Genomic DNA, 11,747 nt, shown 5'->3' on the forward strand with positions numbered 1-11,747 from the left:
GGAATGACCTATGAATATTGTTGAAAGTTTGCTTGAAGCTGTAAATCAGCTGTTTGGGATAATCATCTCTTTAGCGATATTGTTTATCTGCTTCATTTTCCCGCTCATCATTACGGTGAAAAATATCATTCACCTTGTAAAGAGAAATGTTCCCGAAAAGAAAAAGCAGAAATGGACTGTCATCACAATGATAACGGGATTCCTGCTATGCGCATTAGATATCGCCTTAATAAGCAGCTACAAATGGGACGAGCCTGTTGTAAAAAATGATGTCAGTGAATTCACCCAGCTTCACGAACCCTTTTCCTCCGACTATGCCCTGACCCTGTTCCTGTTTGCCCTTGCGGCGGCGGTATGTATTGTGATACTGAGCCGTGGAAAGATCCTGCCGCCCCTTTCCGCAGTTTTATGCGTAAGCGGAGTGTACGGCGGAATAATTCTCAGCCTGTTCTATGTTTCTCAACTTTCGGTAAATCTGCTGAACGATGATATTATTCTCATTGCCATACCCTACCTGCTTCTGTTCCCCATAAATTATATCATCATTTCCGCAAGGGTCATACGGGAAACAATACTTCTCTACACCGCCCATTTCCGTGAAAATGACATCGAGCCGAAAAATGCCATTGACAAACATCTCAGAAAGGTCCTCGAAAAGTCCGCAGGCTGGATATGGTTCCCCATTCTTGGCATAATACCCTTGACGGGACTGCTCATAATTATCTGCATACTTTTCGGACAAGGTCCCACGGGCATTATCAAAGCCTTTACCGAGACCTCCGACTGGGCATATTCAACCATGATATCGCCGCCCCCCGTTGAGTACGAGGGACACTACCTCTGCACCGTAGCGGTAAACGGTCACGAAAAAGTGGTAAAGCCCACCCGTCTGGGAATACGCCATGGAGTAAAAATCGGCGTTAACCGACAGCTCTGCGTGGCAAACGCATTCGAGCAGCTTATCGAGGACAAAGCCCCCCGTTTCCACAAATGGGTGCGGCATGTTTACGACAAATACGGCTACCCCGTTTCAAAGCACATCACCACAAAGCTTCGCGCCGACCTTGTATATATCGCAATGAAGCCCCTTGAGTGGCTTTTCCTCCTCACCTTGTACCTTTTTGATAAAGACCCCGAGAGCCGCATAGCGGTTCAGTATACGGGCAGACACGTAAGAGAATTTACGGGGGACTGCCGATGAAAAAAATAGCCGATAAGATAAAGAATTTTGCCGCCGACAGCTCCTACAGCGCACATATCAAGAAGTGCGTGCTTTGGGTAACAGCCATATCCCTTTCAAGCGGAATGTCCTTGGGTTCATTTTTGGATGGTATTTTTCTTTCAAGATCTGATTACCCCTACAGAGCGCCTTTTGATGAGATAATTTGGCTGGTTTTCCTATTGGCATCAATAATACTTTGGATAAGATATATTATCTTTGTTTGTAAGTACCCGAATGACACAGGATACATGATAGCAGAGCTTTTGATATCACTTATCGGTTCGCTTATGCTGACAGTTGTGATCTCATTTATTTGGATTTTTGCAATTGGAATGGTACACGATATCAAAATCGCAATAGGACTGTCACACCCATAAAAATATACGAAAGGAATTTCAATAAAATTATGAACAGCATTTCAAAAAAAGCCTCCGAATACACAGACAGCGCCGTAAAGCTTCTTTCCGAACTTATAAGTTTTAAAAGCGTAATGGGTGAGCCGCAGGCAAATATGCCCTACGGCAAGGAATGTGCTGACTGTCTTGCATTTGCGGCAAAGACACTTTCGGAAGATGGCTTTAAGGTTCGCAATTTCGACAACCACGCCATAACCGCCGATTTCGGAGAAGGCGAAGCGGAGCTTGGAATTTTGTGTCACCTTGATGTTGTACCCACCGAGGGTCAGGAATGGCACTCCGACCCCTTTAAAGCGGAAATTCGTGAGGGCAGAGTTTACGGCAGAGGAGCAATTGACGACAAAGGCCCTGCCGCCGCCGTTATCACCGCAATGCGAATGATACGTGACAGCGGAGTAAAGCTGCGCAGAAATTTCCGCCTTATTCTCGGCAGCAACGAGGAAAACGGCTCTGCGGATATGGAATATTACACCCAAAAGGAAAAATTCCCGCCCATGCTTTTCACCCCCGACGGCAGCTTTCCCGTAATAAACATCGAAAAGGGAATGATACGTCTGGGCATAACGGGGGAATACTCCTCGGGAAATAAGGCTCTCCTGTCCCTTAAAGGCGGCAGCGTTGCAAATGCCGTTCCCGAAAGAGCGGAAGCGGTTGTTTCGGGCTTTGAGGCAGAGGAGATCGTTGAGATTTTCAAAGACTATGAGCTGAGCAGTATTATACTTTCGGTAGAAAATCAAGAAAATAATACTGTTCGTATAAAGGCAAAGGGCAAGGGTGCCCATGCTTCAACTCCCGAACAGGGAAAAAACGCCCTCACCGCCCTTATCACCCTGCTGTCAAAGCTCCCCTTTGACGGGGACATTTCCGAAAAGCTCATGGCAATGTCGGAGCTTTATCCCTACGGCGACAGCGCAGGAATGGGCATAGGTGTTGACTGCTCGGACGAGCTTTCGGGTGCGCTGACTCTTGTTCTGAGCCTTGCGGACTGTCATGACGGAAAAATCTCCTTTATGACCGACTGCCGCTTCCCCGTTTGCAGGCGCAGCTCGGACATTATCCCCGTAATGACCGAGAAGCTTATGCAGGCAGGACTTTCGGGCAATGCTTCACTTGTCAGCGAGCCCCACCATGCCGATGAAAACAGCGAAATGATAAAAACGCTTCTTTCCGTTTACCGTGACTCCACGGGCAAAGAGGGGAAATGCATAGCCATCGGCGGCGGCACCTATGTCCACGACACGGAAAACGGCGTTGCATTCGGCGCGGAGTGGAGCGATGAGAACAATATGCACGGCGCCGACGAATTTATCGGAATAGACGAGCTTACAAAGGACATTGAAATATACTGCGAAGCCATACTGCGGCTTTGTATGTGAAAGTGAGGGTAAATAATGGGTTCATCAGCCTCAAAATATTTTGAGATACCGAAATTTTTCGTGTTCGGAGAAAAGGGCATATTCACAGGCAGTGCCGCCGAAAAGGATATGAACTACAAGGTAGTGCCGAACTGCCCCAAGGAGGGGGACAAGACCCTGAGAGCGTATATCTGGTCGGGCAGGAACTGCATTGACAAGTCCGAGAATGTGGAAATGCGGGAATTTCCACTTTCCGAAGAAGGGCACGCCGAAATGCTTAAATGGCTTGAGGAGGAATATCTCAGCCGTGAGACCGTCCCCACCTATATTGACAGGCAGAGAGCCTACAAGGAGCTTGTCTGCGACGAATATCTCGATCTTGATGATTATCTGAACGACCCCGAGAGGATAAAGGAGAGGGTGAAGAGAGAAGAGAATGAAAAAAAGTGAGTTCAGACAGCTTTTAGCTAATGGCTGCGGCAGCGCGCTGATTTTTCTGAAAAACTGTCCATCTCCAATGGATTATGCCCGTCAGATAGAATACTGCTGCACCCACAACACCTGCTTTGATATGCAGTGCGAGGGCGACAGGGCAGATTATCTTTTCGAGGCAATTTGTCTTACGGGGCAGGAGTCCTGTTTTTTGGAAAGCATAATGCGCCGCCTTGAAAATGAGCGGAATTTAGACGACTGGGAATGTCAGCAGATGATATCCATTCTTGTGCTGTACCGGAGAAAGGGGTATTCCGGGGCGGCAGAGTTTCTTGACCGCCTTTTTGAAAGAAAGCTGAAAGAGCTTTCAACCGGAAAGATGCACCCTGACCGCTGCCGCAGAGACGGCTTTGAAAATCTCTGTACCGTCCTGTCCGATGAGGACGAAAGCTATTTCGTGAGAACGGTGAAAAACGTAGGAAAATATCTGACCGAGTATCCAAATTCGGATATGTTCAGCCTTGAATATTTTTATATGCGTTTTCTGCGTGACAAGGGTAAAGAGTATTCACGAAAGCTTCTGAAAGATGTCCCGAGGGAATATGTGAAAGCCTTTGATAATGCATTTTATGACCCCGAGCATTTTCTTTTCAGACGATACCCCAAAAACAAGCCCGAAAAGCGCCCCCGTCCCAGCTTTGACCACCTTATGGAATGTCTTAACGGCGATGAGGATATAGGAAAAAAGCAGCTGACAACAAGGCTCTTTGCCAAATCCGCCGATGAAGCTGATCTGAAAAGGCTTGCAGAGCTTATGCTGTCCGAGAAGGACGGAGAAAAGCAGCTTATTATGTTTGGAGCCTTTATTTTCAGACCCTTTCCCCTTGACAGCGGCAAGCTTTTCAGTATGTATGACAGCGGCAGCGAGGAGCTTCGTGAGAAGCTTTTCTATGTAATGTGCAAAATTTCCGATAATGAGGAGCTTGTTAAAAAATATGCGGCGAAGGAGCTTTCAAAGCTCCCCGATAATGCAGACTCGGAGCTTATGGCTGCGGCTCTGGACGCATACGTTTCAAAGGCAAAGGGAGAAGATGTAAAATATCTGCTGTCAATTCTGGAAAACGTGAATTTTGACGAATATCAGCTTCATATGCTTTACAGAGATATAGAAAAGGCTTTCAGACGCTATCCCACACGAAGGGCAAAGGAAATACTTGCGTACATATATTCCCGAATGAGCTGCACCTTTTGCAGGTATTATGTTATAAAAGCAATGTCCAAGTGCCGCTGTCTTTCGGACAGTATACTTGAAGAAGCCTGCTATGATGCAAATCCCGATACAAGGGCATATGCAAAGAAGCTTTTAGCAAGACGAAAATAAATCACCGCCGCCCGAGAATAATTTTTCTCGGGCGGCGGTCAGCGTGTCACTGAAGCCACCTCGTTGGAAAGATAGAAATAATTTTCTTGTTTTGTGGCTCGGTAACGTACGTGTTGAAGCCAAATTTATAAATTATCCGCAAGACGAATAGTCAGGGGCAAAGGGGCGTTTTCGTAAATATGAACGGGAATATCATCGTAAAAGGTGTACAGCTCGGTAACGGCGCCGTTTTCAAACCAATACACAATAACTCGGCTGTCTGTGGGGTCAACAATCCAATATTCACGAACTCCGAAGCTTTTATATAAGGAAAGCTTTTTTAAAAAATCTCTCCGCAGGGTGGAGGGAGAAAGTATCTCGATTATCCAGTCGGGGGCACCGTTATGAAACTGCCCGTCAAGCTTTTCGGGGCTGCAGGTCACAAATATATCCGGCTGGACTATGTTGCTGTCGTCAAGCTTAACGTCCGACGGTGCAGCAAACACCTCGCAGCTGCCCTTGTTTTTTCGTATATAGTCCGTTATGGCATACAAAAGCTCCCTTGATATCCGCTGATGTGTCTGACTCGGTGCAGAAAGGCAGACCGGCTTATCGGTCCGTGGGTCATATTTTTCGGCTGCTTCTCCGGGAAATATCTCGCCGCCTATCAGCTCACACCTTTCGGGCAGCTCCATTTTCAGATATTCCTCGGCTGTATATTTTTTCGTGATAGGAATTGGCATATGCGTTCACCTCCGTGTATATATTATACATCGTTTCAAAGGATTTTACAAGTAAAATTCCGAAAAATCACCGCCGCCCGAGGCTGTATCTCTCCCTCGGGCGGCGGCTTTTTCCGTTTTGTATCTTTCTTTTGTTCAGCACAAGCTTAATAATCCAGCGAAATGGTGATATCCGGCTCGTCGGTGAGCGCGGAAGTAACGGGCTGAGATTCGGTAATGGTAGTTATCTCGGGAATGGCGGTAGTCACCCACGCCGAAGAGGTCTCCTCGGTGGTCTCGGTTGCGGTGGTGGTCGTCTCGGAGGGAGCGGTGTTGTCGGGATTTACCGCAACGAAAACGGACAATACCTCACCTGCTTCAAGGTCGATATACTCGCCGGGCTCAATGCTTATCCATGCAACATAATCGTTAAGGGTGTTGTCGGTCTCGTATGCCTTTTCCTCATACTTGATGCCGCTTGCATTGAGGATATCGAAATAATCCTTCTTGCTCAGTCCGAAGAACTCGGGAACTACTACCTTTGCGGGACCCATACTTATTTTCAGAGTGACCTCGGTGCCCTTTTCGTAGTTGGAGCCTTTTTCGATGGACTGCTCGAAAATAATTCCCTTTTCGTATTCGTCGGTGTAGATATACTCGGGGATAATGGTGAGATTTTCATTAGCCGAGGAGTTTTTCACCGTATCGTAATTCTTGCCCACCAGGTCGTTCATAATGTATACCGTTGCACCGGGCTTGATGGTGGTCTGCTCGGAGGTGCCGTCGGAAACGGAGCCTGTCTCAATGACTGCAAGAGTGGGGAGAGTTGAGGGGTCTGCCGCTTCTGTCACCGATGCGGGGAGAGATGTGGTCACAGTCTCGCCGCTCTCATCGGTAATGGGCATAGTTTCGGTATCGGGAAGGGTCTCAAGGGTAGTCGCCTGTGTGATAGCATTTGTTATCTGGCTGCTGTTGTCGTCAAGGGTCATCATAAGCACAGCCATGCCCGTAAATGCCACAATACAGGTAACTACGGCTGCAATTGCAAAAACCTTGCGCCTGCTCATACGGTCGGGCTTCTTTGCAGGTCTCTGCTCGGGAGCAGGACCCTTGGTGCTGTGCTGCTTGGGGATAGAGATGGTCTGGGTCTGCGCCGCGGGACGGGGCTTATTGAACTCAGGCTCCTCAAAAAGCTGGGTAACAAGCTCTGTGACCGTCTGTATGCGAAGCTCACCCGAAAGGCTCATTCCGTTCATAATGACCTTTGAGACATTGGCGGGAATGTTGTTGTTAAGGCTCTTGGGGGGGAGCAGTGTATCATTTGCAAGGCGCTCCATGGCGTTTGTGGGAGCGGTGCCTGTGAGTATGCGGTACAGCAGGGCGCATATGCCGTAAACGTCCGTCCAGGTGCCCTGCCAGTTGCTTGAGCTGTACTGCTCGGGAGCGGCATATCCGCTGTATACCTCGGAGGCAAGCTCGGTGTTGGCGGTACGTGCGTCAGCAATGCAGAAGCCTATGAGCTTCAGCTCGCCCTTTTCGTCAACTATTATATTTTCGGGAGAAATTCCCCTGTGGACAAGTCCTGCGTTATGGATAAGGGAAAGGGTGGTGAATATGGGCGGGAACATTTTCTTGACCTCGTCCCAGGTAAGCTCACCTGCGTGCTCCTTGAGATATTTTGCCAGATTCATTCCCTCGATGTATCTGAACACCACATATCCCGTATTGTTGTCGCCGAACATATCGATGGCGGGGTTGATGTGCCCGAGAGTCCTCATTTTGGCAAGCATTTTGTTAAGCTCCACAAATTCGGACATAAACGCCTTGTACTGAGCAACGCAGTTCTGCTTTACGGCAATGACGCTGCTGTCCTTTGCACGGCTGCAAAGAGTATCGGGCATATATTCACGTATTGTGACCTTTGAAGAGGTCACGGTATCAAAGCCTATGTAGTCGGCGCCCTCGCCGTTGAAGCGCAGGAGCTTTCCTACGATGTATCTGTCATTCAGGAATGTTCCGGGAGACAGATATTCGGGCAGCGACGGAACGTCGGGTGAATATCCGCATAGGGGACATACGCCGTCTGAATCCTTCGGCTCCATACAGCCCATACAAAGTTTTAAGTTATATTCAGCCAAAGCCTGCGTCTCCCTTCGGATAAAATTCGTAAATGCGGGGGCTGTACGCACTCCCGCAATAATATAATATCAGCCTAAAACGCTCCTGTCAATGGGTTTTCCCGAATTGTCAGCCTTTTGTTTTCATCATTTAATCTTTTCCATTGTTTTTGACACCATTTTGTTTTCGCTTTGTAACCTTTGAATTTTTTTGTACACATTTCACCTGCGGTGGCGGGGGACGCCCCGCGGCGAGGTCGCGCTGTCGATTTTTACGAAACTGCTGCTTTGTTTCCGCGCCATTAGTATAATATTGACCCGATATATCCGGAATTTGCGGGGGACGCCCCGCGGCGACCTCGCGCTGTCGGTTTTTACGAAACTGCTGCTTTGTTTCCGCGCCATTAGTTGAGATATTTCCGCTCAATAAATCGGGCATTATAAATTATTCTTTTTTCTTTAAAAAAATAACAGCCCCCGTCACAAAAACAGGGGCTGTAAAGCTTCCGTTCATATCATTCCGCAGACAATTATCACCGCGGCCATCAAAAAGACCGCTGTAAATTCGATTGCCGTAAAGACCGAATGAATGATGTTCAAAGCGTTATTCTTTCCCATAGCCGACTCCTCCTTAAAAGTGTGATGATCGGTTGCATTTTCATACTTATATTATACCCCTCCGAACAGAAAAAGTCAAGGAAACACGCCGCCTGTCCGCATTTTCTCCAATTCGCACAAGCGGCGGAGAAGTTTTAGTGCATTTCGTCAAATTTTACATATAGAAAGTTGAAAATCAGACAAAATATGATATAATTGTATAAAAGATTTATTAAGGAGATATGCAGACTTGGAATATGAGTTAATTCGCAGCGGCAGAAAAACTCTTGCCCTGACCATAGATAAGTCGGGAAAGCTCATCGTCCGCGCGCCATACAAATTCCCCCAAAGCAGGATAGAGGAGTTTATCAAGGAGAAGTCCGAATGGATAGAAAAGCACTCCGCCGCCGCCTCGGAGCGCACAGAGCAGAAAAATGAGCGGCTTGCACTGCCCCCATCGGAGCTGCCCCTTTTCGGGAAGCTCTCCACCGTAAGTCACGAAAAGCCCTACGGATATATTGGCGGCTGTATACATCTGCCCGAGAATATGACCCTTGAAGCCCTTCTCCCCTACCTGAGAAAGCTTTACGGGGCTATTGCAAAGGAGACCCTTGTCCCCCGTACATATGCCGCCGCAGAGCGCATGGGCTTTGAAGTGACCGCCGTCAGGATAAACAGCGCAAAGACCCGCTGGGGAAGCTGTTCGGCGCAGAAGTCCGTAAACCTCTCCCGTATGCTCATAGCCGCCGACCCCGAGCTTATCGACTATGTCATCGTTCACGAGCTTTGTCACACCGTTCACATGGACCACTCCCCCGATTTCTGGGCGCTGGTGGGCAGGTATATACCCGACTTCAAGGAGCGGCGGGAGGCGCTGAAAGCCGTTCAGAAAACCATTTCCGAATACGGACTGGACAAGTGACGGGACTTTTTTCGTCAGAAAATAATGCCAAACTGCATACCAACCATAGAGGTATAGATGTTATAATTTATGTAATAAAGCCGCAGTTTCTGTATGATAATACGGAAAAAAAATGTGCAGCGGAAGGGTGGGGCTCAACAGGTCTTATGAAAAATAACGTTTTTAATATCCCCCTGAAAATACAAAATTCCCCTGTGGAAAATATTACGGCGGAAAGCATAAACTGCCAAGGGTCAAGACCATATCAGGAGGACAGCTTCGGCTTCTCCCCCGCTGACAAAAAAGCTGTCGAAAAATACGGCTTTATGGCAGTTCTGGGCGACGGTATGGGCGGCTTGTCGGACGGCGCGCATGCAAGCAGCACCTTCGTATCGTCTATGCTTGAGATGCACAGCTCCCGCGATATGTCGCTCCCTGTCCATATTTTTCTTAAACAGGCATTTAAGACGATCAACGGACAGTACATCGCTTCGGGAGCACAGGGCGGCACTACCGGTGCGGCGGTATTGTGTCTTTCCTCGGGGATATACTGGTGCAGCCTGGGCGACAGTCGGATATACCTTTTCAGAAACGGTATCCTCACGGCTCTGAGCGAGGACACGGACCATCTCAACAGCCTGCTTTGCCGCGTCATCAAAGGGGATATGACCGTGGAAACGGCTCTTGCAGACCCGAGAAAGGACTCCCTCCGTCAGTATATCGGTTTCAGGGGGGATATTTCTCCCGACGGTAATATCCGTCCTCTGATACCCGAAAAAGGCGACAGGCTCCTCATATGCAGCGACGGCGTATATAACGCTGTGAGCGGCGAGGTCCTTTGCGGCGCTATGTCAGTTCCCACGGGCGAAACGGCAGAAAAGCTGGAGGAAACCGTGCTGGCAGGCGGATTTGCCAATCAGGATAATTTCACTGCGCTGATACTGAGCTTCGGCTGATACAGTTTTTTCGGAATTACAAAGCTCATAGAACAAGGGTGGTCACACAAAATGATTATTGATACCGCAAAATACACCGCTCCCGGCGGCCACGAGGTTAACGAGGACAGTATACTTCTCCTTGAGGACAAGGGAGTATTTGCTGTTGCAGACGGGCTTGGGGGTCACTCAAGCGGAGAAGTTGCCTCTGCTGCCGCTGTTCGGTATATCACGGAAAATTTCAGCGGCAATTATGACGAAAAAAGCATAGCCGAGCTTCTTGAGGGAGCTAACGGCTATGTAGCGAAAAACGGTGCAGGCGGAAAAACCACCATCGCTGCCGCATTTGTCCATAATGACATATTCATTCCCGTTAATGCGGGGGACAGCAGGGTATACTATTTCAGAGACGGCAAAATTATCTTTATTTCAAAGGATCACTCGGTATGCCGCGCTTCTGTGGATATGGGAATGATAAGCTTTGAGGAGATACGGGGAAACGATGACCGAAGCCGCCTGCTGAAGGTGCTGGGAGGTGCGGAAAAGCTGGGTGCAAAATGCGCCGCTCCCATAACTATGCAGAGCGGGGACGCATTTCTCATATGCTCGGACGGCTTCTGGGAATACGTTCTGGAGGGGGAAATGGAGGCAGACCTGCTCAAATCCGAAACTCCTGAGAAGTGGCTTGAATATATGCTCAAACGGCATATACTCAGGGCGAAAAATGCGGGGGATAATTATTCCGCCGTATGCGGCTTTATCCGCGGCGATGAGGATAAGAAAGTCAGCACAGCCCCCAAAGGCTCTCTTCTGCTGCCCCTGACACTGATCTTCGCAGCGGCGGCTGCACTTGGGGCAGGTATTCTTCTTACAAACAGCAATGAGCCTGATGCGACCCTGGGAGCATCGGCGGATACGGCTTACGCTTCATCGGAAATATAATAAAAAATGACCTTCCTTGGCGCACTGCCAAAGAAGGTCTTTTTCATATCAATGTCTCCATACCCTTTTCGCTGAGCAGATCGTCCGCTTCGCATCGGGTCATGGAGCTTTTTACCGCAAACATTATTACCGAATCTCTGGGGACCCGGGGGTAAAGAGCGCCGTGGTCGGAAATTTTCAGAAGTCTCTGGGTCTCGTCCACGTCAAGCCCCATGGCAAAGCAAAGGGCAAGGATAATATTTCGGGAAGGTCTTTTGTTTTTATATCCGCTGAACAGATCGTATGCATAGGTAGCCGTTATCCCGCTTGCGGCGATAACGTCCGCTTTTTTCAGCCCCTTTTCTTCCAGCAGGCGGCAAAGCTCAGCGGACAATGAAGCTTCATTCAGAAATTCCCCGTTCCTTTCGAGATAATCGTCAATATTCTCGGTGCGCATTATCTCGTTTGCAAGCTGATCGGTACATTTCTCCGAAGCCTCACGCAGCTTTTCGATGCTTATCCGTTTCATTGTCACCACTCCTTGAAATTATGATAACATAATAGTATGATAGCATATAAAAAACGGGATTTCAAGCGCATTTCGGATATTTCGTCAAAATGCAGAAAATGGAAAATTCAGCTGTCAGCTGTAGACTTTTGGAAAAAATTATGCATACTGTTCAGAAAGCTATCCGAAAAGAAAGGAGGCAGCATTTTTCGCCGCCTCCCGCTTATTTTATATTTGGGCAAAACGGAGAAAATCGCAAAT

At 48.3% G+C, this 11,747-nt stretch carries 11 protein-coding genes; 8 read left to right on the plus strand and 3 right to left on the minus strand.

Annotated features, from left to right (window positions below):
* The first annotated feature begins 10 nt into the window (after positions 1-10).
* Genes ACI4J0_RS05140 through ACI4J0_RS05160 form a run of 5 tightly spaced genes read left to right on the plus strand, consistent with a single transcriptional unit; the run spans position 11 to position 4,806 of the window.
* A complete protein-coding gene (locus ACI4J0_RS05140) occupies positions 11-1,201 on the plus strand; it encodes a DUF6688 domain-containing protein (RefSeq protein WP_439764740.1) in 1,191 nt (396 codons plus the stop codon).
* The gene (locus tag ACI4J0_RS05145; RefSeq protein ID WP_439764741.1) at positions 1,198-1,599 is read left to right on the plus strand and encodes a hypothetical protein; all 402 of its coding nucleotides are present in this window, start codon (positions 1,198-1,200) and stop codon (positions 1,597-1,599) included. Before ACI4J0_RS05140 ends, ACI4J0_RS05145 begins: the two co-directional genes overlap by 4 nt.
* A gap of 29 nt (positions 1,600-1,628) precedes the next feature.
* Positions 1,629-3,014 carry a Sapep family Mn(2+)-dependent dipeptidase gene (locus ACI4J0_RS05150; RefSeq protein ID WP_439764742.1) on the plus strand — a complete coding sequence of 462 codons (1,386 nt, stop codon included), beginning with the start codon at positions 1,629-1,631 and terminating at the stop codon, positions 3,012-3,014.
* A gap of 15 nt (positions 3,015-3,029) precedes the next feature.
* Entirely contained in the window at positions 3,030-3,443 is a 414-nt protein-coding gene (locus ACI4J0_RS05155; RefSeq protein WP_439764743.1) for a hypothetical protein, read from the plus strand.
* Positions 3,430-4,806 carry a hypothetical protein gene (locus tag ACI4J0_RS05160; RefSeq protein ID WP_439764744.1) on the plus strand — a complete coding sequence of 459 codons (1,377 nt, stop codon included), beginning with the start codon at positions 3,430-3,432 and terminating at the stop codon, positions 4,804-4,806. Before ACI4J0_RS05155 ends, ACI4J0_RS05160 begins: the two co-directional genes overlap by 14 nt.
* A gap of 125 nt (positions 4,807-4,931) precedes the next feature.
* On the opposite strand, the gene ACI4J0_RS05165 is transcribed toward ACI4J0_RS05160, so the two are convergent.
* The gene (locus ACI4J0_RS05165) at positions 4,932-5,528 is read right to left on the minus strand and encodes a Uma2 family endonuclease (RefSeq protein WP_439764745.1); all 597 of its coding nucleotides are present in this window, start codon (positions 5,526-5,528) and stop codon (positions 4,932-4,934) included.
* A 146-nt stretch (positions 5,529-5,674) separates the two neighbouring features.
* A complete protein-coding gene (locus tag ACI4J0_RS05170) occupies positions 5,675-7,645 on the minus strand; it encodes a protein kinase domain-containing protein (RefSeq protein ID WP_439764746.1) in 1,971 nt (656 codons plus the stop codon).
* An 826-nt stretch (positions 7,646-8,471) separates the two neighbouring features.
* Here ACI4J0_RS05170 and ACI4J0_RS05175 point away from each other — a divergent pair.
* From ACI4J0_RS05175 to ACI4J0_RS05185, 3 genes are all read left to right on the plus strand, one after another.
* Positions 8,472-9,143, plus strand: a complete 672-nt coding sequence (locus ACI4J0_RS05175) for a M48 family metallopeptidase (RefSeq protein ID WP_439764747.1) — start codon at positions 8,472-8,474, stop codon at positions 9,141-9,143.
* Positions 9,144-9,289: 146 nt separating this feature from the next.
* Positions 9,290-10,078, plus strand: coding sequence for a PP2C family protein-serine/threonine phosphatase (locus ACI4J0_RS05180; RefSeq protein WP_439764748.1), 789 nt, complete (start codon positions 9,290-9,292; stop codon positions 10,076-10,078).
* Between the two features lie 51 nt (positions 10,079-10,129).
* Positions 10,130-10,999, plus strand: a complete 870-nt coding sequence (locus ACI4J0_RS05185; RefSeq protein WP_439764749.1) for a PP2C family protein-serine/threonine phosphatase — start codon at positions 10,130-10,132, stop codon at positions 10,997-10,999.
* A 43-nt stretch (positions 11,000-11,042) separates the two neighbouring features.
* Here ACI4J0_RS05185 and ACI4J0_RS05190 read toward each other — a convergent pair whose 3' ends face one another.
* Positions 11,043-11,507: a helix-turn-helix domain-containing protein gene (locus ACI4J0_RS05190; protein ID WP_439764750.1), complete on the minus strand. Its 465-nt coding sequence runs from the start codon at positions 11,505-11,507 to the stop codon at positions 11,043-11,045.
* Positions 11,508-11,747 lie beyond the last annotated feature (240 nt).

The organism is Huintestinicola sp. (assembly GCF_051882455.1).
Classification (GTDB): Bacteria; Bacillota; Clostridia; order Oscillospirales; family Ruminococcaceae; genus Huintestinicola.

What these genes read in the sequence shown, in the direction of transcription:
- ACI4J0_RS05140 (WP_439764740.1), top strand. Translation starts at nt 11, where the DNA reads ATGAATATTGTTGAAAGTTTGCTTGAAGCTGTAAATCAGCTGTTTGGG.
- ACI4J0_RS05145 (WP_439764741.1), top strand. Translation starts at nt 1,198, where the DNA reads ATGAAAAAAATAGCCGATAAGATAAAGAATTTTGCCGCCGACAGCTCC.
- ACI4J0_RS05150 (WP_439764742.1), top strand. Translation starts at nt 1,629, where the DNA reads ATGAACAGCATTTCAAAAAAAGCCTCCGAATACACAGACAGCGCCGTA.
- ACI4J0_RS05155 (WP_439764743.1), top strand. Translation starts at nt 3,030, where the DNA reads ATGGGTTCATCAGCCTCAAAATATTTTGAGATACCGAAATTTTTCGTG.
- ACI4J0_RS05160 (WP_439764744.1), top strand. Translation starts at nt 3,430, where the DNA reads ATGAAAAAAAGTGAGTTCAGACAGCTTTTAGCTAATGGCTGCGGCAGC.
- ACI4J0_RS05165 (WP_439764745.1), bottom strand. Translation starts at nt 5,528, where the DNA reads ATGCCAATTCCTATCACGAAAAAATATACAGCCGAGGAATATCTGAAA.
- ACI4J0_RS05180 (WP_439764748.1), top strand. Translation starts at nt 9,290, where the DNA reads ATGAAAAATAACGTTTTTAATATCCCCCTGAAAATACAAAATTCCCCT.
- ACI4J0_RS05185 (WP_439764749.1), top strand. Translation starts at nt 10,130, where the DNA reads ATGATTATTGATACCGCAAAATACACCGCTCCCGGCGGCCACGAGGTT.
- ACI4J0_RS05190 (WP_439764750.1), bottom strand. Translation starts at nt 11,507, where the DNA reads ATGAAACGGATAAGCATCGAAAAGCTGCGTGAGGCTTCGGAGAAATGT.